Genomic DNA, 25,335 nt, shown 5'->3' with positions numbered 1-25,335 from the left:
CTGCGAGCCGATGAAAGGCGTGTGTCCACGAACTGTCCGCCGGTCATCGGAAGTCCCGCGATTTCGTGGGGATCCGCAGCCTCAGCTGCTCCAGTTTCTGCGCGCGCACGCTCGCGACGCCGTCCGCTTTTTCGAGCACTCCGTGCACCAGCAGCGCCGCGCTGCCCCGCGCGATCCGGTGGAACCGTTGCCACAGCCCGAGTGTGCAGATCACGTTCACCATGCCGGTTTCGTCCTCGATGTTCAGGAACGTGACTCCACCGGCAGTCGCCGGCCGCTGGCGGTGCGTGACCGCTCCCCCGACCAGCACTCGCTCCCCGTCGGACCGGTCCAGCAGCTGGTCGGCGGTGATGACCCCGAGCGCGTCGAGGCGGTCGCGGATGAACTCCGTCGGGTAGCTGTCCGGCGAGATCCCGGTGGCCCAGACATCCGCGGCGGCGACGTCGAGCCCGTCCATTCCGGGCAGCATCGGCGCGTCCACGCCGACTCCGGTGCCGGGCAGTTTCTCCGGCCGGTCCTGCGCGACCGCGCCCGCGGACCACAACGCCTGCCGCCGATCCGGACCGAACGCGCTGAACGCGCCCGCGGTGGCCAGTGCTTCCAGCTGCGGTGTGGTGAGCCGGACGCGCCTGCCGAGGTCGGACATGCTCTCGTACCGGCCGTTCGCCTGCCGCTCCGCCACGATCTCCTTGGCCAGCGTTTCGCCGATCATCCGGACGGTGCTGAGCCCGCCGCGTACCGCGTGGAGTTTTCCGTTGTCCGGCAACGCTTCCAAGGTCGCGTGCGGGAGACTCAGGTTGATGTCCGGGCCGAGCGTGGGGACGCCGTGCCGGCGCGCGTCCGCCACCAGCGACTGCGGCGAGTAGAACCCCATCGGCTGCGCTCGCAACAGGCCAGCGCAGAACGCGTCGGGGTGGTAGTGCTTGAAGTACGCGCTCGCGAACACCAGATGCGCGAAGCTCAGCGCATGGCTTTCCGGGAAGCCGAAGTTGGCGAAGGCCTTGAGCTTCTGGAAGATTTTCTCCGCCAGCTCCGCGTCCACCTTGTTGGCGATGGCTCCGTCGAGGAACCGCTTGTGCAGCCGTTCCATCTTCCGCTGCGACCGTTTCGACCCCATCGCGTGCCGAAGCTGGTCGGCCTCGGCCGGGGTGAAGTTCGCGACGTCCAGGGCGATCTGCATCATCTGCTCCTGAAACAGCGGCACTCCCAGCGTTTTCTCCAGCGCTTTCTCCAGCAGCGGGTGGTCGTAATCCCACTTCTCGCGCCCTTGCTTGCGGCGGATGTACGGGTGCACCGAACCGCCTTGGATCGGACCGGGGCGGATCAACGCGACTTCCACGGCCAGATCGTAGAATTTCGTCGGCCGCAACCGCGGCAACGTCGCCAGCTGGGCCCGGCTTTCCACCTGGAACACGCCGATCGCGTCGGCGCGGCAGAGCATCTCGTAGATGTTCTCGTCGGTGAGGTCCAGCTCGGCGAGATCGATCTCCTCGCCCTTGTATTCCTTGACCAGGTCGAGCATGTAGTGCAACGCGGAAAGCATGCCGAGCCCGAGCAGATCGAACTTCACCAGCCCGACCGCGGCGCAATCCTCCTTCTCCCACTGCAGAACGCTGCGGTTTTCCATCCGCGCCCATTCGACCGGGCACACCTGGCTCACCGGTTCCCGGCACATCACCATGCCGCCGGAGTGGATGCCGAGGTGCCGCGGGAAGTCTTCGAGGGCGAAGGCGAGCTGCACGACGTCGTTCGGGATGTCGTGGTCGTGGTCCTTTTCCGTGCTGCGCAAAGCACCCCAGCGGTCGATTTGCTTGCTCCACGCGTCTTGCTGTCCCGGCGAGTAGCCGAGCGCCCTGGCGGCGTCGCGGATCGCCGAGCGGGCGCGGTAGGTGATCACGTTCGCCACTTGTGCGGCGTTGAGCCTGCCGTGTTTGCCGTAGACGTACTGGATCGCCTCCTCGCGCCGGTCGGACTCGATGTCGATGTCGATGTCCGGATAGCCGTCTCGGTCAGGCGCGAGGAACCGTTCGAAGAGCAGGTGGTACTCGATGGGATCGACCTTGGTGATCTCAAGCGCGTAGCAGACCGCCGAGTTGGCCGCGGAACCCCTTCCCTGGCACAGAATGTCGTTCTCCCGGCAGAATCGCGCGATGTCCCAGACGATCAGGAAGTACCCGGGGAACTCGAGTTTCTCGATCACCTCCATCTCGTGCTTGATCTGCTGCCAGGCCTTGTCCGCGTGGTCCTTGCCCGAGTAGCGCTTCTCGAAGCCCTTCTTGACGAGGTTTCGCAGGTGCGTGGTCTCGGTCTCGCCGTCCGGCACGTCGAACGGCGGCAGCTCCGGCGCGAGCAGCTTCAGCGGGAAAGCGCATTCCATGCCCAGCAAGGCCGATCGCTGCACCGCGCCTGGGTACCGCTGGAAAATCTCCGCCATTTCATTGCCAGAGCGCAAGAACGCGGCGGCGTCGCCGGGCAGCCAGCCTTCCAGGTCGTCGATGCTGCGCCGGGCGCGGATGGCGGCGACGGCGTCCGCGAGCCGGCCTCGTTCCGGGCGAGCGTAATGCGCGGCGGTGGTCGCGACGGTGGGCAGCTTGAGTTCGCCGGCCATCTCGGTCAGCAGGTCGTTGTGCGTGCTGTCGAGCGGCTGGCCGTGGTCGATCAATTCGACGTAGACCTGGGTTTGGCCGAAGAGGTCGACGAGCCGGCGCAGTTCGGCGAACGCGGCGTCCGGGCCTTCGCGCACCAACGCCGAACGCACGGATCCCTTGCGGCAGCCGGTAAGCACCGCGCATTTTCCCGCGACTTCCTCCGCCACCGCGGACAAGTCGTAGATCGGGCGGCCTTTTTCGGCTCGCTCCGCGTCTTCGTCTTCGTGGCCGCGCAACTGTCCGGCGGTGATCGCGCGGCACAAGCTGCGGTAGCCGTCGCTGCCTCGGGCCAGCAGCAGGAGATGTTCGCCTTCGGGGTCGGCGACGCCGTTTTGCGGCGCGGACAGCCCGAAGCTCAGCTCGGTGCCGAATACCGTTGCGACGCCTAGCTCTTTGGCCGCTTCGGCGAATCGGACCACCCCGTACATGCCGTCGTGATCGGTGAGCGCGATCGCGTCGAGCCGCAAGCGCGCGGCTTCCTCCACCAGTTCCTCGGGGTGGCTGGCGCCGTCGAGGAAACTGAAGTTGGAGTGGCAGTGCAGTTCGGCGTACGCCACTCGCGGCCCGGCTTCCAGGTCGCTGCGCGGCGGCGGGATGTCGGCGGGGCGGCGGTACGCCTCGCGTTTGCGTCCCCACGCGGGACTGTCGCCGTGGTCGCCGGGCGGCATCCCGCCCGACAGCGCCCGCGCGAGGTCCTTCCACGGGACCGGCGGGTTGTTCCAGCCCATCGTCAGTCCATCCGGGTCTCAGGCGATCGACGGGGTTCCGGGATCAGCAGCGCGACCGGCACCGGGTCGAACGGGCACGGCGGTTCGACCGGGACACGGGGCACCGGCAGGTCGTGGTCCATCATGTGCGCATTCCTTTCGTTTTCTCCACCGGTTTTCGGTTTTCCCGGCCGGTTCAGTCGTAGCTTCCCTCCACTGTCCACACTGGATTTTCAGTTCCGGAGCAGAGGACGAGCACCGCCTCCGGTGCTTCGTTTTCCCCTGCCGCGAGCAGCAGTTGCAGCCGGGCTTGCTGCGGTCCGGTCGAACGACGGCCCGACGTGACCGGCCACGGACCGGCCCATCCGGTGATCGGCCGCGGCGGCCCGCCCGCGACGCACAGTCCGCTCGGCGGCGCGGTCAGCCGTTTGCGCGCGGTGAGACCGACTGGTCGTCCCTGCTCGTCGATAACCTGGACTGGCAACGGTTGTTCCAGCACCGTCGCCGGAGACGGGGACGGCAACCGGGCAGGCCACGTGGCGTCCGGCGGTCCGGTCGGTTCCCGCGGATCGCCCCACGGGATGAGCCGGACCCGGCTGGCCGGATCACGTCCGCCGTCGAGCAGCGGCGTGACCACGCCCTCCGGGCCGAGTAAACCTTGCACCCGCACGAACGCACGGCCGGCCCGTTCGGCAGCCAATTCCTCGTCCTCGCCCGGACCGGCGCCGGGATCGCTCCCCCGCCACAGCCCCAGCTGCAATGACCTCCCTTCGACAGTCTCTTCCGGTTCGAGCCGCAACCGCGCGACCCCGGCCGTGGGCCGTTCGCCGGGCGCGGCCTTGAGCCAGCCCTCGAACTGCCACCGGACCCGGTCCGCAACCCCTTGCGGCGTAAGTGGTTCCGCACAACGCCAGACGCGACCGAGCTGCTCACCGTTCTCAGTTGTCGCGTATATACCCAATCGAGTGCATGCGAGCCCGCGATCGGCGAGCGCGGCGTGGAACCGCGCGCCGAGTTTTTTGGCCATGAACGCGGCGACGTCCACTCGGGCGAGCACCGGATCGAACGATTCGGCAAGCGACAGTTCCGGCGGCGGACTGCGACGCAACGGCGGCCGGTCGGACAATCCCCGGGCCAGCCTATGCGCGAGCACGCCGGCGCGTCCGAACCGAGCGGCCACGTCCCGCTCGCCGAGTTCGGCGAAGGCGCCGAGCGTGCGCAACCCGAGCCGGACGAGCAGACCGACCAGATCCGCTCGCTCGGCATCCGGCTGGTCCAGCTCAGTCACCGGCAACGGGGCGAGAAATTCGGCGCTCCGCCCAGGTTCGACCAGCGCTCCCTGCCGCGCGGCGAGGGTCGCCGCGAACAGTCCTTCCGCCACCCCGACCTGGCATTCGACTCCCGCCGCCGCGGCCACCTGGTCCACCAGTTTTTCGGCAAGCCGCGGTTCGCCGCCGAAATACCCGGCCGCACCCGCGACGGGAACCGCGAGCAGCCCGGGCCGCACCACTTCCAGCCCGACGACCAGTTCCTCCACCGCCGAAGCGACGGCCTCGAAAAACCGTGCGTCCCGCGCCTCGTCTACGCCGAACACCGACAGGTCGGGGCACTGGGATTCCGCTTCGCGCCGCCGCATGCCGCGCCGGATGTTCCGCGCCCGCGCGACCGCGGTGCACGCCACGACCCGGTTGGCATGGAACACCGCCGCCGGCTGGGTAAGCACGCTCCCCGCCGCGGCGACGGCAGCGACCGCGGGCCAGTCTGGGCACCACAGGACCAGCATTCGCACGGGATGGCGACGCGGGTCTTTGCTTTGGTTCACCCGACCGCCTCTTCCCGCGCCGCGACGCGCTTCTCGCCCCGGGAAACCCGGCCGTCCTGGCCAGGCAGAAGCATTGATGCCGACCGAGGCCGGGCTGCTGCACCGCGTCCGCGGGCGTGCACCTCGACCGGACGGGAACGGAGGTGCCCGGCACCGTGTTCGAGCACCCCGGTCCAGGCGCCTGGGGTGCAGTGCAACTCGACGTCGGCGGAAGGCCAGTGCCCCAGCGAAAGCAGCACTGCTCCGCGATGCCGGGCCCGCGCCGCGAGCCGTCGCGCGACGTCCGGCCGGACTGACCTGGGTTCGGTGACGACGAGGTCGACGCCGTCGAGCAAAGCGGCCATCACCGCCTGGTATTCGGCCCCCGGCTGCGGAACCAACGCGAGCCGCGAAACGGCGACGCCGTGCTCGGCCGCCGCGACAATCCCGAGCGACGGGGCCCCGACGACCGCAGCCCACGCCCCGGCGACGGTCGCCTCCGCGAGCAACGCGAACAGCAGCGAGGTGGAGTGGTGAACCGCGACGACGCTTCCGCGGCGCAACCCGGCCCCGGGGAGAAGGTCGGCCAGGGCGGGGGCCACCGGAAGCATCCGCCCGGCAGCCTGATCCCAGTCGGTCCGGGAAGCCCGCTCGGCGGCGACGGTGCTGGCCGTGCTGACGCCGGGGAGGGCGGTCAGTTTGGCCAGCGGGTGCGCCGGGTCCGCTGGTGCGGATGGGTCGGGGTGGATCCTGGTCGGGGGCCGGAGTTTCGAGGGGTTTGCTGAGTGCAGTTGTGCTGGAGGAGCGGATGGAGACCCGGGTTGAGTTTCCTGGTCGGGCTCGGTCAGGGAGGCTGGAGGAGTTTCCGGGCGCAGCTGAGACGGCGGCGTGAGCGGAGACTCCGGACTAGGGGCCGGAGGAGTTTCTGGGCGGAGACGAGTCGGTGGCCCGGGCGAAGGTTCCGGACGCGAGTCGGCTGGAGCAAGCGAGCGAAGATGAGTCGATGGCTCCGATTCAGGCTGAGGAGGCGAATCGCGCTCAGCAGACGAGCGAACCTGACCCGAATGCCGCGGGGCAGGTGAACCAGGCCGGCTCGCCGGGGTGAGCGGAGTCGGTGAATCAGGTCCGCTGGACACGCGCGAGTCAGCAGACGACGCAGTACCCGCGGGGCGAAGCTCACGGCCGGATTCGGCCGGCCGGGCCTGCGAACGAAGCGCAGCAGGCGAACGGGCTTCTGCTGCCCCGCCGGAGCTGGCCGGTGTCCATGGCTCGAACGCTGCGTCCAGGGAGTTCGGGCGGGTACGGGATTCGTTCTCCCCCAACGAGAACATCGACCTCGGGGAACCCGCGGACATCGCGGCGACTGGCGTCCGTTCCTTCGCCAATGCTTCGAGCGCCGACCACGGCACCAGTACTTCCCACGAGCGTGCCGGCCGCGCCTCCGGCACGCTCGTGGGCGCGGAAGCCTGGGTTTCCGCGGCGGGGAAGATCTCCTGAGACGACCGCTTCAGCAGGGCGGAAATCCCCGCAGTGCCAAGGAGATCGGTCGTGGCGGAGTCAGCGGGAAGAACCGGAGGGCGCAGTTTCCCGGCCGCCACCGAAGAGTCGCTCGGCGCGGCATCGGCCTCGGCCAGAGCCACCGCGCCGCCCGATCCCGACGCCGCCCCCACCAGAGACCGAGTGTCGCTCGCCCTCAACGCCTTCCCGGCTGCGGGCGAGGAACCACCCGTCGCCGAAGTTCCCACGGCCATCTCAGCCAGGGCCGCAGCGCCTCCCGATCCCGACGCCGCCCCAGCCGCTTCCGGAACTCCCCTGGCCCCGGAAGCACCCAAAGCCATCCCGGCCACGACCGAAGAAGCGTTCGCCGCCGAGGCCCCCGAAACCACCCCGGCCAAAGCCGAAGCCTCACCCGCTCCCCAAAAACCAGCCGTGACCGCACCGTCCGCGGAAGTCCCCCCAGCCTCTCCAGCCGCCCCCGCGGCCGAAGAAACCCTTGATCCTTCCGCGATCTCCGAAGCAAACCCCGAAGAAGCAGCCCCCGAAGCCGCTCCGGTCGTCACCGGTTTCTCCTTCCGCCGGGATCGGCCGACGAGTCCGTCCCGGGACAGGTCGGCACACCTGGCCCGGGACGGACGTCGACACACCGCGGGGAAGGCGGTTCCGCATCCTCATCCGTGCGGAAACCGCACGGTCACCCAACAATCGCACCCAAAAACACACCACTGCGCCGAACAGGATCGAACACCCGTTCGACACCACTCAGTCTCGCTCCACCCCGCCCCGGCTGTCAAGCGCGCACGGAGAAACAACCCGGAAGATCACCGGACACCAGGAAAACGGCTCTTTACACTGGGAACCCTGATGAAGACAGGACACATCGCCCTGCGGGGTTTCGCCGAAGCCGACCTTCCGGTGCTCGACCGGTTCTCCACGGACCCGGACGGCACCGGCACCTTTCAGTGGACGAGGTTCACCGGGCCGCAGGCACGGCGCCGGTTCGCCGAGGACGGGTTCCTCAGCCCGGCGTCAAGCGCGGTCGCGGTGACGGTCGACTCGGTGGTCGCCGGGATGGCTACCTGGGAGGCGGCCGACCGGGGCGGGCCCGCCGGCGGATGCTTCCGGGTCGGCGTCGCGTTGCTGCCCGACTATCGCGGGCACGGCACCGACGCGAAGGCGTACCAACTGCTCGTCGACCAGCTCTTCCGGCACACCCGCGCGCACCGGCTCGAAGCCTTCGTCGACAGCGAGGACGTCGCCGGGCAGCACACGCTGGAGAAGACCGGCTTCCATCGCGAAGGTCTGCTCTGCCAGGTCACCTGGCGCGACGGCGGCTACCGCGACGAGGTCGTCTACGCGATCCTGCGCGAGGGATGAAAAACCGGCCGGGACCCGAAAGTCCCGGCCGGCCAGCAGAAAATCAGTGCGCGAAGTGGCGCGTTCCGGTGAGGTACAGCGTGATCCCGGCGGCCTCGGCGGCGGCGATCACCTCGGCGTCGCGGATGGACCCGCCGGGCTGGACGACGGCTCGCACGCCCGCCTCGATCAGCACCTCGAGCCCGTCCGGGAACGGGAAGAACGCGTCCGACGCGCCGACCGAGCCCTTCGCCCGGTCGCCCGCCCGCGCGACCGCCAGCCGCGACGAGTCGACGCGGTTGACCTGGCCCATGCCGACCCCGACGGTCGCCTGCTCGTGCGCCAGCAGGATCGCGTTGGACTTCACCGCGCGCAGCGCCCGCCACGCGAACTCCAGGTCCGCCAGGGTCTGCTCGTCGGCGGGCGAGCCGGTGGCCAGCTCCCAGTTCGCCGGGTCGTCGCCGGGGGCGTCGATCGCGTCGGCGGTCTGCACGAGCACACCGCCGGAGATCGGCCGGAACTCGACCGGGGCCGCGTTCTCGATCGCGGGCAGCTTCAGCAGCCGCACGTTCTTCTTGCGCTGCAAGATCTCCAGCGCTTCCGGCTCGAAGTCGGGGGCGAGCACGACCTCGGTGAACACCTCGGCGATCTGCTCCGCCGCCGCGACGCTCACCGGCCGGTTCGTGGCGATCACGCCGCCGTACGCGGACACCGGGTCGCAGGCGTGCGCCTTGCGGTGCGCTTCGGCGACGTCCGCGCCGACAGCGATCCCGCACGGGTTGGCGTGCTTGATGATCGCGACAGCCGGCTCGGAGAAGTCGAAGGCGGCCCGACGCGCGGCGTCAGTGTCGACGTAGTTGTTGTACGACATCGCCTTGCCGTGAAGCTGCTCCGCGTGCGCGAGGCCTGGCTGCGCGCCGCGGTACAGCGCCGCCTTCTGGTGCGGGTTCTCGCCGTAGCGCAGTACGTCCGCACGGTCCCACGTCGCGCCGAGGAAGTCTGGGAAGCCACTGTCGTCCGAAGGCGCGTACGCGTTGGCGAACCACGAAGCGACAGCGGTGTCGTACGCAGCCGTGTGCGCGTACGCCTGCGCAGCGAGCCGCTTGCGGTCCGAGAGTTCGAAGCCACCCGCGGAGACCTGCTCAAGCACCCACGCGTACCGCGCCGGGTCCACGACGACAGCGACGCTGCCGTGGTTCTTCGCTGCTGCGCGCACCATCGCAGGACCGCCGATGTCGATGTTCTCGACGCAGTCCTCGAAGCTCGCTCCGGACGCGACGGTCGCCTGGAACGGGTACAGGTTCACCACGAGCAGGTCGAAAGCCGCGATGTCGAGTTGCTTGAGCTGGGCGACGTGGTCGTCGTTGCCCTGGTCGGCGAGCAGCCCGGCGTGCACGCGCGGGTGCAGCGTCTTGACCCGGCCGTCGAACGACTCGGGGAACCCGGTGACCTGCTCGACCGGCGTGACCGGAACCCCGGCGTTCGCGATGACCTTCGCCGTGCCGCCGGTCGACACGATCTCCACGCCGGCCGCGTGCAGGCCGGTCGCGAGCTCGAGCAGGCCGGCCTTGTCCGAGACGCCGATCAGCGCGCGCCGGACCGGGCGCCGTCCCTGTGCTGTGCTCACGAAAACCTCACCTTTCGTCCGTCCACGGTGCACCCACCACGGCCGAGTCGCTCGATCGTTTCAACCAGCAGCCTGCGTTCCACGGCTTTGATCCGCTCGTGCAGGACGTCTTCGGTGTCGTCGGTCTCCACCGGCACCGCCTCCTGGGCGATGACCGGGCCAGTGTCCACCCCGGCGTCGACGAAATGCACCGTCGATCCGGTGACGCGCACGCCCGCGGCCAGCGCGTCGGCGACCGCGTGCATCCCGGGGAACGACGGCAGCAGCGCGGGGTGGGTGTTGATCACGCGGCCAGCGAACCGCGACAGGAACTCCGGCCCGAGGATCTTCATGAAGCCCGCGGACACCACGAGGTCGGGCTGATAGGCCGCGACCGCCTCGGCGAGCGCGCGGTCCCACGCGGCCCGGTCCGGATGGTCGGCGACGCGCACGGTGAACGACGGCACATCAGCCCGTTCCGCCCGCGCGAGCGCCTCGATTCCCTTCCGATCGGCGCCGACCGCGACGACGGAGGCCGGGAACCCGGGCTGCCCGACCGCGTCGAGCACAGCCTGCAGCAGCGTGCCGGAACCGGACGCGAGCACGACGATCTTCACCGGAGTGGGCAGTTCCAAGCGGCTGGCCAGAACGGGCTCCTTGCACGGCGGTACGCCTCGGGCGCACGGCGCTTCACCAGGTCGCCCCAACCCTAACGGTCGTCCTCGGCGGGCTTCGCGTCGCCGGAGTCCTCGGTGGACTCGGTCACAGCGTCCGGCTCTTCGGCGGGGGTTTCCGGCTTGTCCTCGGACTTGTCCTCGGTCTCGGCTGCTTCGGTTTCCGGCTCGTCCTCCGGCTGGTCGAGGCCCAGTTCCGCGTCGGCCTCGGCGTCGAAGTCCTCGTCGTCCTCAGAGTCTCCGGAATCTTCAGCGTCCTCAGCGTCTTCGGTTTCCTCGGCCTCGGCCGGGTCCGCGACGTCCTCATCGGGCTCGGGCTCCTCCGGCTCGGCATCCCCGGACTCAGCCGACTCGGCCTCGGCCTCGGCTTCGGGCTCGTCCTCCACCTCAAGCGACCCGACCGGCCGCATCGGAGCGTGCGCCCCCGCGAAGAAGGCCACGAACCCGGCCGGAATGACGATCCAGCAGAACGCGACGATCGACGCCACCCCGACCGGCACGCTGACCGGGTCGAACGGACCGTCGCCGAGCCGCCCGCCCGCGAGCGTGCCCAGCAGCACGCAGCCGAACCCGACGACCGCGCCCGCGACGACCACGACCCGCAACCGCGCCGCCGGGTCCTCGTCCACCGCGCGGACCGACCAGCCGACCAGCACGCCGACCGCCAGCGGCAGCACCAGCAGCACCGGCCACCACGACGCGGCGTGCTCGGGGATGCCGCCCAGCAGCGGCACCCCGGGGACGGAACCGCCGCGGTAGCCGATGAGGTGCACGTCCAGACTGCCGATGCTGAATCCGGGTCCGCTCACGAACGACATCGCGGCCACCACAGCGTTCGGCAGGTACAGCACGGAAAGCAGGAACAGGCCGAAGCTGCTCCCGAACGACGGCTCGAACAGACTGGACACCGTGCGCGCGGACAGCGCCGTGGCTGCGGTGAGCGTCAGCGCGCCAGCGGCCAGCAGCGCGAACAGTCCGAGCAGGCCCGCGCGCAGACCGCGAAAAGCCAGCGGGTCAAGCCGGTCGACGAGCACCTGCGGCGTCCCGAACCGGCGAAGCACCCCGCCGGTGGCCGCGAGCCCGGAGATCGCGGCAGGCACGACCGCGGCGAGCCAGAAGTTCGCCCGCACCGGTTCGCCGATCGAAAACAGCGAGATCAGCACGCCGAACAGCAGATGTGCGCCGGAAATCGTGGCGATCAACGGGACCGCGTGCCGCAGCCTGGCGCAGCGAAGCCGTCGCACGGCCTTGGCCGCGGCCCGCGCGACCAGCAGCACCACGCCGATCGTCGGCAGCAGCGGCAGCATCCCGAGCGGATGCCCGCCGATCCCGAGTTCGACCTGGTAGGCGGCCAGCCAGCCAGGCCCCGCCGACAGCAGCACGCCGCCCGCGGAAAAGATCGCGTGCTGGGCGGTCAGGGCGACGAGCGCGAGCAGCGTGGCGACCACCGCGTAGCCGGTGACGAGCGGGCCGAGCGCCGCGGCGAGCAACACCCGGAACCGGGGAACATCCTGGTCAAGGGAGTCGCCCACCGGCTCGTCGCCCGCGGGGCGTCCGGGACTGGTGAGCACCTGCATGTCCTCGACCATGACATCCGCGCTCGGCCGTCCGGGTGAGGCACGCCGCCCGGCGGACGTGGCGAATCCAACGCCCACCCGGTCGTGGCACCGGGCCAAGAAAAACACCCGCTGTGACACGGAGAGTCACAGCGGGTGGGTGATGCGAAGGGGTTTCAGCCTTGCTGTCCGAAACCGCCGGGCGGGGTGCCCGGTTTGTTCTGCTCAGCGGGCGGCTGGAAGAACTGGCCCTGCTGCGGCGCGTACGTCGTCGCCTGCCCGCCGGGCGGCGGAGTGGCGGGCGGCTGCTGCCCCGGAGCAGGCGGCTGCGGGGACTGCTGGCCGGGAGCCGGCTGGTACTGCGTCGGCTGGTACTGGCCCTGCTGACCGTAGGGCTGCTGATACGCCGGAGCGGACGGCTGCGCCGTCGGCGGCTTGAGCACGCCGTACTCGAACAGCAGCAGGGCGACCGACGCGGCCATCTGCAGGAGACCGAGGATCAGCACCACGATCACGATGGCGGACGTGCGCCCGGAGATGACGGAGTCGAGCGCGCCCAGCCCGCCGAGCACGCTGAACAGCGCGGCGAACGGCAGCGTCTTCGGTCCCTTGGGCAACAGGTTCAGCGCCGACAGCAAACCGCCGACAAGCAGGAACAGAATGGGCTGCCCGGCCGTGCCCGCCTCGGCGGCGAAGCCGAGGAAGTACTGCACCAGTCCAAGCCCGGCCACGCCGAGGGACAGCAGCAGCGGAAGGTTCGGCGGCGCTCCGGAGCCCGCGGCAGGCGGGCCCTGCTGCGGCTGGGGCTGCTGCGGGAACCCGCCCGACGGGGGCGGTCCCTGGGACGGCTGGCCCTGCTGAGGGTAGCCGGGCCCGCCACTGGGGAAGGTCATCGGAAGCTCTCCTGTCTCATCGACCGGCGGTTCGGGATCCTGTGGCGCCCGGGGTGCGCCGGCGGCGTCCCCCGCTCACGAGTGACTGCACGCTAGCGCATCCGCCGTGGGCGTCCGCGACGTTGGACGCACTGAACGCCGGATCGGTTGCGGGCGGAAACGACGAAGGCCGGGCACCGTGTCGGTGCCCGGCCTCCGCCAGTGGAGTCGTCGCTGGTCAGCCGAGGCTGTTGTACAGCTCACGGGCGAGAACAGCGGTCTCGCTCGGGGTCTTGCCGACCTTGACGCCGGCGGCCTCGAGGGCCTCCTTCTTCGCCGCGGCGGTGCCCGACGAACCGGAGACGATCGCGCCCGCGTGGCCCATCGTCTTGCCCTCGGGGGCGGTGAAGCCCGCGACGTAGCCGACGACCGGCTTGGTCACGTTCTCCTTGATGTAGGCCGCGGCGCGCTCCTCGGCGTCGCCGCCGATCTCGCCGATCATCACGATGACCTTGGTGTCGGCGTCCTTCTCGAACGCCTCGAGGGCGTCGATGTGGGTGGTGCCGATGACCGGGTCGCCGCCGATGCCGACCGCGGTCGAGAAACCGATGTCGCGCAGCTCGTACATCATCTGGTAGGTCAGCGTGCCCGACTTCGACACGAGGCCGATCGGGCCCGCGCCGGTGATGTCGGCCGGGATGATGCCCGCGTTCGACTTGCCGGGGCTGATCACGCCGGGGCAGTTCGGCCCGATGATCCGGGTCTTGTTGCCGGTCGCGACCGCGTGCGCCCAGAAGTAGGCCGAGTCGTGCACCGGGATGCCCTCGGTGATGACGACGGCCAGCGGGATCTCGGCGTCAATGGCCTCGATGACCGCGTCCTTGGCGAACTTCGGCGGCACGAAGATGACCGACACGTCGGCGCCGGTCTCCTTGATGGCCTCCTCGACCGTGCCGAACACGGTGAGGTCCTTGCCCTCGATGGTGACCGTCTGGCCGGCCTTGCGGGCGTTGACGCCGCCCACGATGTTGGTGCCGGACTTCAGCATCTTGGTCGCGTGCTTCATGCCCTCGGAGCCGGTGAGCCCCTGGACGATGACCTTGCTGTTCTCGTTGAGGAAGATCGACATCTCACGCACCTGCCGCGGCGAGCTCGGCAGCCTTGTCGGCCGCGTTGTCCATTGTGTCCACCACGGTGACCAGCGGGTGGTTCGCGTCGGCCAGGATCTGGCGACCCTCGACGACGTTGTTGCCGTCCAGGCGGACGACCAGCGGCTTGGTGGCCTCGTCGCCCAGGATCTTCAGCGCCTCGACGATGCCGTTCGCGACCGCGTCGCACGCGGTGATGCCGCCGAAGACGTTCACGAACACGCTCTTCACGTCGGTGTCGTTGAGGATGACGTCCAGACCGGCCGCCATGACCTCGGCCGACGCGCCGCCGCCGATGTCGAGGAAGTTGGCGGGCTTGACGCCGCCGTGCTTCTCGCCCGCGTACGCCACGACGTCCAAAGTGGACATCACGAGGCCCGCGCCGTTGCCGATGATCCCGACTTCGCCCTCGAGCTTGACGTAGTTGAGGTTCTTGGCCTTGGCCTTCGCCTCGAGCGGGTTCTCGGCCTGCTTGTCGACGAGCTCCTCGTGCGCCGGGTGGCGGAAGGAGGCGTTCTCGTCGAGGGTGACCTTGCCGTCGAGGGCGATGATCTTGTCCTGCGGGTCGCGGACCAGCGGGTTGACCTCGACCAGGGTGGCGTCCTCGGAGACGAAGGTCTCCCACAGCTTCACCACGACGTCGGCGGCCTCGTCGATGATCTCGGCCGGGAAGTTGCCCGCCTTGAGGATCTCGAGCGCGGTGGCCTTGTCGACGCCCTTGATCGCGTCGACCGGGATCTTGGCGAGCGCGTCCGGGCGCTCGACCGCGAGCTGCTCGATCTCCATGCCGCCCTCGGACGACGCCATCGCGAGGAAGGTGCGGTTGGCGCGGTCGAGCAGGAAGGAGAAGTAGTACTCGGACGCGATGTCCGAGGCTTCCGCCACCAGCACGCGGTGCGTGATGTGGCCCTTGATGTCGAGGCCGAGGATGGCTTCCGCCTTCTCCTTCGCCTCGTCGGGCGTCTGGGCCAGCTTGACGCCGCCCGCCTTGCCCCGGCCGCCGACCTTCACCTGCGCCTTGACGACGACCTGGGTGCCGATCTGCTCCGCGGCGGCCTTGGCTTCTTCCGGGGTGCTTGCCACGGCGCCCGGCAGAACCGGTACTCCGTGGGCGGCGAAGAGATCCCTCGCCTGGTACTCGTAGAGGTCCACTACTCCAGTCTCCTGACGACACGCCACTGTGGTGGTCCGTTTTCCGGACCGCGCTGTCGGACCAGTCGAGGTTAGCGACCAGCGCAGACGCAGGGGACGCCGCACCTGGTGAAGTCGGTCACCGTACGCGGTCAGAGGGTGTGCCGAGGGTGTGAGACCGCCCACCGACAAGCATTTCGGCGGCCTTTTCGGGGCTTTCCCCGCCTAATTCGATCACCGTGGTGCCGGAGAGCGCTTCCGCGAGACCTTCGGGGACAGGACCGCCGAGGAGGCCCAGAATGTCTGGATCCTCCTGTTCGGCGGTGCGCGCGATCTTTTCCGCCGTGTCGAGGTGTCCTACGTGGACGACTTCGAGACCGGCGTCGCGCAGCATTCGCGCCAACGGAATCGCCGCGGTTTCTTCGGCGAGCTCCACGAGGACGACGCGGCGCGGACTCACTTCTTCGCACCCGCAGCCGCGATGACCGCGGTGATGACTGCCGCCACGACCGCAGCCAGTCCGAGCCAGAATCCCGCACCTGGCTTCGCGGCATAGAACAGCCAACTGACCAGCGGAATCTCGGCGACGTGCAAGGCAAGGAGCACCGCCGCTCCGGCCAGTCCAGCCGCCGCGGCGCCGGGCCGCGAACGAACGCTCAACCCGAGCGTCCCGAGAACGACGAGCAGCGCGGCGAGCAATCCCCACGACGGAGTGTCGAAATCGGACCAGAGACCGGGCGGCGCGTAATCCTGCGCGGTGAACACGGGTGTGCCGAACGTCGCGATCGCCAGCACCGCGGTGATTACGGCCGGAATCGCCGAGGCGGATCGCGGCCCTTCGGTACCGGTGTCGTCGCGTTCCACGACACCGGTGAGCACCGCGGCCAATCCGGTAAGCCCGGCGAGACCGAGCGCGATCGCGGTGAAAACGGCTCCCGCGCCGAGGTGGTAACTGATCGCGCCGCCCAGCCCGCCGAGCCCAGTCGCTTCGGAAGCGGTGATGGCCGTGCTGAGGACCGCAGTTCCCGCGAGCACGACGCCAGCCCACAACACCGCGAGAATTCCGCGCGCGCCCGGCGCGGTGCGTCGGGCGAGAAGGAAAGGCGTTGGCAGCACGACAAGAATGGCCGCGATCAGCAGTTGCAGACGAGCCGGACTGTCCGTGCTGTTGCCGAGTTGAGGAGCGTACGCGCCGATCGCCGCCGCGATTCCGGTCAGCACCGCGAGCAGCCCGGTGAGCGCGCGCCAGATGGTGAGCCCCGGCACGCGGGCCTCGCCGGCCAGGTCGGTGCGCTCGGTTTGCGACTGCTGCGGTGTCGCAAGTGGAGTGAGGACGAGAACCAGCACCATCGGCACGACAGCGAGATACGCGCCGGTGGAAACTTCCAGCCCCGACACGGCGAGGCCCGCGACGAACGTCGGCACCGCGACGGCCAGCACCGCCGCGACGATTCCGCCGAGCGTCCCGCGAGCGACGCCGTCGGATCCGGCGAAAACCCCGAGCACCGCGGCGACCGGCAGCGCACCGGCGAGGAGAAGGTAACCGGCGAGCGCTAGCCCGGGACCTTCAAATGCCGACCGGGCAAGGAGAAACGGGTCGTCCGAGAGGACGGGAGTCATCAACAGTCCGACCGCGGCGACGACGGCGAGCAGCGGAATGATCAGCCGCCAGCGGCGTTTGTCATCGCCGCCAGCGATCTCATTGCGCTCCCGCACGACGCGCGCGGCCACTATTCCGGCGGCGAGCGTCAGCAGATGCCCGGCTATCAGCAGCCAGAACCCGATGCCCACGCCGCTGCGGTCGAGCAGCCGGTCGGGGAGATACAGCTCGGGGCGGATGGTTTTGGAGCCGTTGACGAGGAACTGGAGATCGAGGACCAGCCGCCCCGGCGCGAGGGCGGCGAGTCCGGTGACGAGACCGGCGGCCAGCCCGTACCGCCCGCTGCGAGCCGCCGCGACGGCGATCCCGGCCGGGACGACGGCGAGGATGACGAGAAGCGGCCAGGAGAGGTAGCCCGGCCCAGCGTCGGGCGAGACCGGGGCGATGGCGCCGGCGGCCAAGGCCAGGGCGCCGATGGCGAGGAGAGCGGTGGCGGCTCGGAGCCTTGGGGAGGGGGTTTGGTCGGTGAGATCCAGGAGGGCCTCGCCTTGGCGGCTCGCGTCCTGACGGTTTGCGCCTCGGTGACCTGGGTCCTGACGGCTTGCGTCCCGGCGGTCTGCGTCCCGGCGGCCTGCGTCCTGACGGCTCGCGCCCCGGCGGTCTGCGTCCCGGCGATCTGCGTCCTGACGGTTTGCGTCCTGGCGGCTGGGGATGCTCCGCGGCGCGGGTTTCGGCTCGGCCGGGATGGCGGCGGACTTCCGGCTGGTCAGGCCTGCCTCGTCACGCTGTCGCCTGGCGGGTTCCCCGTTGGCCGGGCTTTCCGCTGCGGACCGGTCGCGGGCAACCGGGTCGGCTGAGCTTTCCGCAGAAGCCTCTCCGGCAGAGCCTTCCACCGACTGCGGCTCGGCACGGCCGGGCGAGCTTCCCGCGGATGTCTCTCCGCCGCGGCGAGACGAGCCGGCGGGGCTTGCCGACCTCGGCTCAGCACCGGACGAGTCAGCCGAACGTCCAGCAGGATCTTTCCCTCGGCGACGGGATGAATCGGCTGGATCCGATTTCGCGCGATCGGCGTCGCGGCGGGCTCGGGCTCGGGCGGCGGCCTTGCGTTCGGCGAGGCTGGGACGCCGGGGTCCGGCGGGACGGCCCGGGGTGTCCGGGGCGGAATCGCCGTCGGAAGGCTCTGGGGTCGGCGGAGTCATCGCTCGCGACGCTAGCAAGGACCGGCCCCGGCCCGGGGACAGCAGGGCCGCCTCGACCAGGCCGGAACGCACTTCCAGGTGAATTCCCCGCCGGATGAACCTTTGGCCGTTCCCGCGCGTCTGACGGGTGCGAAGAAAAATTCCGCCGATCCGCGTAAGAGGGGCGCGGGCCGGAGGTCTCGACGGCAGAAGGACGGGAGTGCCGGAGGGAGCGTCGGGAAAAAACTTCGGGGAAGTCGCGTAAGGGAGTGCCGTTCGGGGCGTCACTCCGGCGCGGGACAAAGCACGGGGACACATCGCGGGGGCGATGGACGAGGTCGGATGCCTGTTCGTGGCAGGTGCCCGACCCGGTCGCGGCGGGGAGGCGCGGCGGGTGCCGGAAGGTCGTGGGGACGACTTGCCGGGACCGACGTGGAGAGGGCCGAGACCTGCCGGGGAGGGCAGGTGAACGGCCGCATCGCGGAGGGGAGCCGCGATCTCCGTTCCTGGCAGGCCGGGGAGGACCTGCCAGGAACGGAGGCGGCCAGCGCCTGCCGGGACAGGCGATCCGGCCGGGTCGCGGGGAGCCACGACAGGCTCGGGCAGATCGTGGGGACGGTCCGCCTGGGACCGGGGACAGGGACGGCCGGCGCCTGCCGGGGAGGGCAGGCAACCGGCCGCACCGCCGTGAACAGCGGCGACGGACGCTGGGCTTGCCCAGGGCAAGGTAGCCAACTGCGTCACCGAGGTCCTCCACGACGGATGCCGGACGGACTGGACAAGCGGGTCGCGGGGCCGGGTCAGCGCAGGTGAACCGCATCGTCACGGGTGCCGCGGTGCTGGCAGGGCGTGCGGACCGAGCCGGAGATGCCGGGCAATGAGGGGCACCAGAGGCTGACCAGGCGAAGCCACCTGACGTGACCGGGCAGCAAACAAGTCGGGTCTCACGCTTGCAGTCCAGGCAGGTCCAGACGGGATTTGTCGCCGGAGAGTGGAGGCTCCGCGAGGGCCCACTAGCGCTGCCGCCAGTGAGCGAAATCACAAGACTCGGCGTGAAACTGCTTCAACGCGCGGGGGCGGCCGGTTATTTCGTCCGCGAGGCCGCTGAGAAGCCCTCGAGAGCACTGGGCCATCCGAAGGTATGTGACTCAAGCCACAACCAGTGAAGTAGTCCCCGATTAACTTTGGGTAGTTTCCACAGCTAGACGCACGATGCGCGCCACTCGTTCGGCCGAAAGCCCGGTCGCGTCTTGCTCATTGAGGCGCCGCTTCGTTACTGTCCTCCGGTCCCCATTACAGTCAGGTCACGAAGCAGGACGCTGAGCGAATCACCCCCGAGGTTCGTTCACGGGATCCCCCGCCCGAGTTCGCTTCCGCCCGACTCCCCGACGATGGAAGGCCCTGTCTTGGCTTCACACCGCTCCCCCGGCGGCCAAGCCCCTTCCCCGGCGCTGAAAGACGCACTGGACGGTGCAGTCATCCGCGTCCGGGGACAGCACCGCATCTCCCCGCCCTCCTCCGCCCTTCGCGGGCGGGTCGTGGTCGCCGCCGTCGCGGCCGGCGCGTTCGCCGCAGCCGCCGCGGGCCAGACCCTCAAGTCGACCACCGGCGGCGATTCCGACGCCGCGGTCACCCCGCTCGCCAACGCACAGAACGCGAGCGCCTCGTTCACCCTCGGCAGCGCGGGCTCCGGGGGAGCTCCCGAACTGCTGCCGACCGGCCACGCCGTCGACGCCTCCGCCGAAGCCGCGAAGATGGCCGACAGCGCCAAGGTCACCAAGGCCCGCGTGCAGGCGGAGACCGAAGCCGCGCGCCAGGCGGCCGAAGAGGCCGCCCGCCCGAAGACCTGCATGCCCGCTCATGGCACGTTCACCTCCGGCTTCGGCGCCCGCTGGGGCACGAGCCACCTCGGCATCGACATCGCCAACTCCATCGGCACCCCGATCTACGCCGCCTCCGACGGCACCGTCATCCAGGCAGGCCCCGCCAGCGGTTTCGGCCTCTGGGTACGCGTCCAGCTCGACGACGGCACCATCCAGGTCTACGGCCACATGAACAGCTTCTCCGTCCGCGAGGGCCAGAAGGTCAAGTGCGGCCAGCAGATCGCCGAGATCGGCAACCGCGGCGAGAGCACCGGCCCGCACCTGCACTTCGAGGTGTGGCAGGACGGCACCAAGAAGATCGACCCGCGTCCGTGGCTTGCGGCCCGCGGCGTGAACGTCTGATCCACACCTCATTTCCTGTCTGCCGGGCGGCTGGCGCGGTAACGTCTGCCGCCGCATCGGCGTCGTTGACTGAGCTTGATCCGCACGGATCCGCTCCAGGCTGCTAGCGGCTGAAACGCCTTCGGGCGCGAGGAATCCTGGCGGCACGTCGCATCGCGATGGATCGACAAGCTTGCCGGTGAAATGCATCGCTGCTCGTCGACGAGTGGGATGTTCAAGGCTGCCTCGTCACCCGTGATGCAGAGCTGGCCGAACGAAACCGCCGGTCAGTCGCGCCGTGTGGACGTCGCTTCGGCGACGAATCCCGGCAATCCCTGCCCGAGCGAGGCTTCGGCTGTCAGGCGACAACGTCACGGATCGCTGCCAGGTAGGCGACGGACGAAATAGGCGACTGCCACCTGCCACACCGTGCACAGGTCAGCGCGTCTTCGCCATGGCATCCATCGCGCGATTCCCTCGTCAGCGCGCGATGTCCCTCCGCAGACGACGCATCTGCCGTCCGGACCTAATGCGTGCTGCCTCAGCAGCGCTCGCCATGCTGCGGCCAGCCGCGCCACATCCCCTGGCACGTCCCGAACTGGCCGGGCTGCCGTCCCCACAGCAACCGTCCCCGCGACTCTCCTCAAGTACTCCTGTACCCCAGCGGCGAATACCCCAAACAGCACCGCGTCCATCCCCTGCACCCCTCCACAACCTACCGCATTTCATCGAACTTGTGTTCGATGAAGTTCAGTATGCCGGAGGGGACCGACAAGATCGGCGGGTTGGCGGTGAGTTCACTCGGTCCGGCGAAAGATGTCCGCGACGGCTGGACGGGCTGGGTGTCGCGCGCCGCACAGGTGTGGGGCTGGGAAGCCACGGCCGCTGCGCGCTGGGGCAGATCAGTTTCGAGGCGACCTGCGCTGGAGAACGGCTGGGAAGGCTTCACGACACTGACAGGGGCGACTTGCTACGGGCCGGAAAGCAACACCGGAGGTTCGGGGCTGGTGCCTGGAGACGCAACGGCAGCGTCGTGCGGAAGGCGGTGTGGAGCTCGGAGCGGTAATGCGGCATCGGCGCGGCTAGTGCTCGCCTGGGCAAACAGGCTCGGGCAATCCCGATTTGGCAGGCGGGATGGAGGAGAATTGGGCTCTGGGCACGGCTCTCGTCGGCACGGCACGGCACGGCACGGCACGGCACGGCACGGCACGGCACGGCACGGCACGGCACGGCACGGCACGGCACGGCACGGCACGGAGGAACACACCACAAAAGCCGCGCCAGCCGCAACAACCACAGCAGCCGTAGCTACAGCCGAGCCGCAGCAGCAGCCGCAGTCATAGACACGGCGAATTGCAGCAACCACAGCCGAAACCGCAGCAGAAGTCAGAGCTTCACCATCGGCACACTGCCGATCAACATCAGCCGCACCTTGCCCGAAGCTCCGAAGTCGATCGTCGCGGTCGCGCGTGGGCCGATGCCGTCGCAGGAGATGACGGTGCCCAGGCCGTACTTGTCGTGGCTCACGCGGTCTCCGACGTCCAGCTTCAGAGCCACCGTGTCCTTCCACGCCTTGCCGAACGGCGAACTCGAAGACGTCGACGACGAGGAAGACCGGCGGCCCCACGTGGTCGCGGCTCGCGGGCCGGACGAGGAACCGGAGGAGGAGCCGAAGTTGCCGAAGCCTGGGGAGGACGGTTCCAGGCGACGCCAGTCGACGAGGTCCGGCGGCAGTTCGTCCAGGAAGCGGGAAGCGGGGTTCATCTGCGGCTGTCCCCACGCCGACCGGGTGAGGGCGCGCGACACGTAAAGCCGTTGCCGCGCACGGGTAATCGCCACGTAGGCCAAACGGCGTTCTTCGGCCAATTCAGCGGGATCGCCCAGGGCGCGCATATGCGGGAAGACGCCGTCTTCCCAGCCGGTGCAGAAGACGACCGGGTACTCCAAGCCCTTGGCGGTGTGCACGGTCATCAGGGTGACCACGCCCGCACCGCCGTCGCCTTCTTCGCCGCCGTCTGAAGCGGGGATCGAGTCGGCGTCCGCGACCAGGGAAACCCGTTCCAGGAAAGCGGGCAGGGAGCCGGGGGCGGGAACGCCGTCGTCGAGGACCAGTTCCGCGTTTTCGTCGTTGGTGACCTCGGCGGTGAACTCGGCGAATTCGCGCGCGACCGTCACCAATTCGGTGAGGTTTTCGACGCGCGAAGCGTCCTGCGGGTCGTCCGATTCCTCAAGCTCCGCGCGGTAGCCGGTGCGCTCCAGGACCGCTTCGAGCAGGTCGTGGACCTCGGTGCCGGACGACGCCATCTCCTGCAGTTCGTCCAGCAGCGTCACGAAGCCGGTGATCGCCTTGGCCGAGCGTGGGTTCAGCAGCGCCACCTTGTCTTCGACCGCGTCACGCAGTGCGGCCCAGAAAGAGATCCGCTCCCGTTCCGCGTGCGTCGCCACGACGGCCTCGGCCCGGTCGCCGATGCCGCGCTTGGGGACGTTGAGAATCCGCCGCAGGCTGACCGTGTCGTCCGGGTTCGCGAGGACGCGCAGGTACGCGATCATGTCCCGCACTTCGCGCCGTTCGTAGAATCGCACGCCGCCGACGACCTTGTACGGCAGGCCGAGCCGGATGAAGATTTCCTCGAACACTCGCGACTGGTTGTTGGTGCGGTAGAACACCGCGACGTCCGAGTAGTCCGCCTCGCCCTTTTCCGCCAGCGAGTCGATCTCCCCCGCGACGAACGCGGCCTCGTCGTGGTCGTTGTCCGACACGTAGCCGACGATCTTCTCGCCGTCGCCCGAATCGGTCCACAGCCGCTTGGCGCGCCGGTTGGGGTTGCGTGCGATGACCGCGTTGGCCGCGGACAGGATCGTTTGCGTGGAGCGGTAGTTCTGCTCCAGCAGAATCGTGTGCGCGTTCGGGAAGTCGCGTTCGAATTCCTCGATGTTGCGGATGGTCGCGCCGCGGAAGGCGTAGATGGACTGGTCCGCGTCGCCGACCACGCACAACTCGGCAGGCTCGATCCCGGTGTCCGTGGCTTCGGTGCCGGCGAGCGCGCGCACCAGGGTGTACTGCGCGTGGTTGGTGTCCTGGTACTCGTCGACCAGGACGTGCCGGAAGCGCCGCCGGTAGTACTCCGCGACGTCCGGGAACGCTTGCAGCAACGACACTGTCTGCATGATCAGGTCGTCGAAGTCGAACGCGTTCGCGCTCGACAGCCTGCGCTGGTACTCGGCGTAGACCTCGGCGACCCGCCGCTCCAGGTCGTTCGCCGCCTTCGAGGCCGCCTCTTCCGGATCGACCAGCTCGTTCTTCAGGTTCGAGATGTGCACCGCGAGCGTGCGCGCGGCGTACTTCTTCGGGTCGATGTCGAGATCGCGCGCCACGAGCGTGATGAGGCGCTTCGAGTCGTCCGAGTCGTAGATGGAGAAACTCGACGACATGCCGAGCGTTTTCGCCTCGCGGCGGAGGATTCGCACGCACATCGAGTGGAACGTGGACACCCACATCGCGTTCGCGCGCTTGCCGACGAGCGCCGCGACGCGTTCGCGCATCTCGGCGGCGGCCTTGTTGGTGAACGTGATCGCCATGATCTCGCCCGGATGCACGCCGCGCTGGCCGAGCAGGTAGGCGATCCGGCGCGTGAGCACGCGCGTCTTGCCCGATCCGGCTCCCGCGACGACCAGCAGCGGACCTCCGGCGTGCGTCACCGCCTCGCGCTGGGCGGGGTTGAGGTCCTCGAGCAGGTCTGCGGTTCCCGGCCGGGCAGCGCGGGCGGGCGGGTCTGCGGGGAGATCGAAGAGGGTGTCCATCGTCTGTCAACGCTACCCCGGGGGTACGACAGTCCCGGAACAGCCACGGGGTCGGCCTGCGCTTGCCGACGTACGCCGCAGTGTCGCCTCGCGTCCGACGCGCGACGCCGCCGCGGCGCGGAGCATCGGTGGGCATGGACGACAAGATTCCCGCCCGGCTGAGGGCTTCCGACGGCGACCGCGAGCGCGTCGCCGAGACCATCCAGTCCGCCGGTTCCGACGGACGGCTCACTCTCGAAGAGGTGGAAGAGCGGCTGCGCACGGTCTACGCCGCCCGCTACACCGACGAACTCGGCGAACTCACCGCCGATCTCCCCCGCCCGGCGCCTGCCCGGCCGCGCGGCGGCGGCTGGCCGCTGACCCGGGCCGCGCTGCGCGAACATCCGGCGCTGCGCGTGCACCTCGGCATCGTCGCCGTGCTCGCGACCTTGCTGATCGTGCGCTGGGCGATCGGCGGGGCGTTCTTCTTCTGGCCGGCGATGCCGTTGTTCTGGCTGTTCATCAGCTTGGTGCTGCACGCGCGGGTGCGGGCGTTCCGGCAGCGGCCGGGCGCGCCTGTGCCATACTGAATCCGTGCGGCACAGCAGCGAGCGATTTTTTTACGGGACCCGGACTCCGGCTCCCGTGATCGCGTAGTGCCCCACCCGCCATCACCCGCAGCCCCGGAGTCCACTGGACCCGGGGCTTTCGCCGTCCCTGGGCCACGGGGAGTCCGGACTTCAGAGAGGTCCCGATGAACGCGCAGACGCAGAACGCCGACGGACAGCCCGCCGAGCACACCCCGGCGGGCGAGGACATCTCGTCGCTTCGCGAGGAGATCGACTGGCTCGACTCCGAAATCCTCCGGCTCGTGAAGCGCCGGGTCGAGGTGTCGAAGACCATCGGCGCGGCCCGGATGGCCGCGGGCGGCACGAAAATCGTCTACAACCGCGAGATGGACGTGCTGGCGCGCTACCGCGAACTGGGCCCGGAGGGCAGGCAGCTGGCGATGCTGCTGCTGAACCTCGGCCGCGGCAGGCTGGGCCGCTGACCCGGCATCCGGGGCATCCCCGATTCGCGCCGCGCGGAAACCGGGCAGACTGGACACATGATTAACCTCATCGCCGTCATCATCGCGATCGCGAGCGTGCTGGCTGCCCTCGGCCACGTCGGCTACCTGGCGCTGCTGAACAACGCGGCGGGCAAGCGGGCGGGCGGGGCCCCGGTGGCGCAGTACGTGCGCAGCCGCTGGGCACTTGCCGGCGGCGCCACGGCGGCCTCGCTGTTCGCGTGGCTGCTCACTTCCGGCAACGTCGTGCTGGACGTCATCTCCATCGTCATCGCGGTCGGTAGCGGTGCGACGTCGATGAAGGCCCTCCAGTCGACGCAGGCGAAGTACCGCAGCGGCGGCTGAGGAGCCCCCGAACTGGGCAAACACCGGGCAGCACGCTGCGCTGCGTGACGTGCCGCCCGTTCGGGCGCGCCCGGTCGAGTGAAACCGGTGCAAGTTGCAGGATGGGTGAAGACATTCGCCTTCCGGTTTCCTACTGTGAAGTCCGTGAGGACCCTGGCGTCTG

The 25,335-nt window shown here is 69.6% G+C and carries 19 protein-coding genes; 6 read left to right on the top strand and 13 right to left on the bottom strand.

The features are described 5' to 3' along the window. Positions 1 to 43 precede the first annotated feature (43 nt). The 4 genes from L3Q65_RS40305 to L3Q65_RS40295 are packed head-to-tail and all read right to left on the bottom strand — an operon-like array spanning position 44 to position 5,767. The gene (locus tag L3Q65_RS40305) at positions 44 to 3,376 is read right to left on the bottom strand and encodes an error-prone DNA polymerase (RefSeq protein ID WP_182894569.1); all 3,333 of its coding nucleotides are present in this window, start codon (positions 3,374 to 3,376) and stop codon (positions 44 to 46) included. A gap of 2 nt (positions 3,377 to 3,378) precedes the next feature. After that, on the bottom strand, positions 3,379 to 3,501 hold the full coding sequence (locus L3Q65_RS47450; RefSeq protein ID WP_255751235.1) for a hypothetical protein: 123 nt from the start codon (positions 3,499 to 3,501) through the stop codon (positions 3,379 to 3,381). 50 nt (positions 3,502 to 3,551) lie between these two features. Further along, positions 3,552 to 5,138 (bottom strand): DNA polymerase Y family protein, encoded by a 1,587-nt coding sequence (locus L3Q65_RS40300; RefSeq protein ID WP_182894682.1) that lies wholly within the window; start codon positions 5,136 to 5,138, stop codon positions 3,552 to 3,554. 35 nt (positions 5,139 to 5,173) lie between these two features. After that, positions 5,174 to 5,767, bottom strand: coding sequence for a hypothetical protein (locus L3Q65_RS40295; protein WP_237597991.1), 594 nt, complete (start codon positions 5,765 to 5,767; stop codon positions 5,174 to 5,176). Positions 5,768 to 7,517: 1,750 nt separating this feature from the next. Between L3Q65_RS40295 and L3Q65_RS40290 the strand changes: the two genes are divergently transcribed. After that, positions 7,518 to 8,030: a GNAT family N-acetyltransferase gene (locus tag L3Q65_RS40290; RefSeq protein ID WP_182894571.1), complete on the top strand. Its 513-nt coding sequence runs from the start codon at positions 7,518 to 7,520 to the stop codon at positions 8,028 to 8,030. A gap of 43 nt (positions 8,031 to 8,073) precedes the next feature. Here L3Q65_RS40290 and purH read toward each other — a convergent pair whose 3' ends face one another. From purH to L3Q65_RS40250, 8 genes are all read right to left on the bottom strand, one after another. Further along, positions 8,074 to 9,636: a bifunctional phosphoribosylaminoimidazolecarboxamide formyltransferase/IMP cyclohydrolase gene (gene purH, locus L3Q65_RS40285; RefSeq protein WP_182894572.1), complete on the bottom strand. Its 1,563-nt coding sequence runs from the start codon at positions 9,634 to 9,636 to the stop codon at positions 8,074 to 8,076. Continuing rightward, a complete protein-coding gene (purN, locus tag L3Q65_RS40280; RefSeq protein WP_182894573.1) occupies positions 9,633 to 10,250 on the bottom strand; it encodes a phosphoribosylglycinamide formyltransferase in 618 nt (205 codons plus the stop codon). The genes purH and purN overlap by 4 nt, the downstream gene beginning before the upstream one ends. Before the next feature lie 74 nt (positions 10,251 to 10,324). Next, on the bottom strand, positions 10,325 to 11,878 hold the full coding sequence (locus L3Q65_RS40275; protein WP_182894574.1) for a DUF6350 family protein: 1,554 nt from the start codon (positions 11,876 to 11,878) through the stop codon (positions 10,325 to 10,327). A gap of 143 nt (positions 11,879 to 12,021) precedes the next feature. Next, positions 12,022 to 12,738, bottom strand: a complete 717-nt coding sequence (locus L3Q65_RS40270; RefSeq protein ID WP_182894575.1) for a DUF5336 domain-containing protein — start codon at positions 12,736 to 12,738, stop codon at positions 12,022 to 12,024. A 217-nt stretch (positions 12,739 to 12,955) separates the two neighbouring features. Continuing rightward, positions 12,956 to 13,846 (bottom strand): succinate--CoA ligase subunit alpha, encoded by an 891-nt coding sequence (gene sucD / locus L3Q65_RS40265; RefSeq protein WP_009072477.1) that lies wholly within the window; start codon positions 13,844 to 13,846, stop codon positions 12,956 to 12,958. Between the two features lies 1 nt (position 13,847). Continuing rightward, positions 13,848 to 15,017 carry an ADP-forming succinate--CoA ligase subunit beta gene (gene sucC / locus L3Q65_RS40260; protein ID WP_182894576.1) on the bottom strand — a complete coding sequence of 390 codons (1,170 nt, stop codon included), beginning with the start codon at positions 15,015 to 15,017 and terminating at the stop codon, positions 13,848 to 13,850. 118 nt (positions 15,018 to 15,135) lie between these two features. Next, positions 15,136 to 15,456: a hypothetical protein gene (locus L3Q65_RS40255; protein WP_237597990.1), complete on the bottom strand. Its 321-nt coding sequence runs from the start codon at positions 15,454 to 15,456 to the stop codon at positions 15,136 to 15,138. Then, on the bottom strand, positions 15,453 to 17,057 hold the full coding sequence (locus L3Q65_RS40250; protein WP_237597989.1) for a hypothetical protein: 1,605 nt from the start codon (positions 17,055 to 17,057) through the stop codon (positions 15,453 to 15,455). The genes L3Q65_RS40255 and L3Q65_RS40250 overlap by 4 nt, the downstream gene beginning before the upstream one ends. Positions 17,058 to 17,114: 57 nt before the next feature. On the opposite strand from L3Q65_RS40250, the gene L3Q65_RS40245 reads away from it, so the two are divergent. Both L3Q65_RS40245 and L3Q65_RS40240 read left to right on the top strand, forming a co-directional pair. Beyond that, on the top strand, positions 17,115 to 17,453 hold the full coding sequence (locus tag L3Q65_RS40245; protein WP_237597988.1) for a hypothetical protein: 339 nt from the start codon (positions 17,115 to 17,117) through the stop codon (positions 17,451 to 17,453). Between the two features lie 1,859 nt (positions 17,454 to 19,312). Next, entirely contained in the window at positions 19,313 to 19,999 is a 687-nt protein-coding gene (locus L3Q65_RS40240) for a M23 family metallopeptidase (RefSeq protein WP_237600997.1), read from the top strand. Positions 20,000 to 21,364: 1,365 nt separating this feature from the next. Here L3Q65_RS40240 and pcrA read toward each other — a convergent pair. Next, positions 21,365 to 23,779: a DNA helicase PcrA gene (pcrA, locus tag L3Q65_RS40235; protein ID WP_182894578.1), complete on the bottom strand. Its 2,415-nt coding sequence runs from the start codon at positions 23,777 to 23,779 to the stop codon at positions 21,365 to 21,367. Between the two features lie 134 nt (positions 23,780 to 23,913). Here pcrA and L3Q65_RS40230 point away from each other — a divergent pair, with 134 nt between their 5' ends. From L3Q65_RS40230 to L3Q65_RS40220, 3 genes are all read left to right on the top strand, one after another. Next, complete coding sequence (locus L3Q65_RS40230; RefSeq protein ID WP_182894579.1) at positions 23,914 to 24,348, top strand: DUF1707 domain-containing protein; 435 nt, start codon at positions 23,914 to 23,916, stop codon at positions 24,346 to 24,348. 164 nt (positions 24,349 to 24,512) lie between these two features. Beyond that, positions 24,513 to 24,809, top strand: coding sequence for a chorismate mutase (locus L3Q65_RS40225; RefSeq protein WP_009072470.1), 297 nt, complete (start codon positions 24,513 to 24,515; stop codon positions 24,807 to 24,809). Positions 24,810 to 24,866: 57 nt separating this feature from the next. Then, positions 24,867 to 25,172: a hypothetical protein gene (locus L3Q65_RS40220; protein ID WP_182894580.1), complete on the top strand. Its 306-nt coding sequence runs from the start codon at positions 24,867 to 24,869 to the stop codon at positions 25,170 to 25,172. Positions 25,173 to 25,335 lie beyond the last annotated feature (163 nt).

The organism is Amycolatopsis sp. FU40 (assembly GCF_021903635.1).
Lineage (GTDB): Bacteria > Actinomycetota > Actinomycetes > Mycobacteriales > Pseudonocardiaceae > Amycolatopsis > Amycolatopsis dendrobii.
Note: the sequence above shows the minus strand (reverse complement) of the source record. Positions and strands in the feature narration are given on the sequence as shown.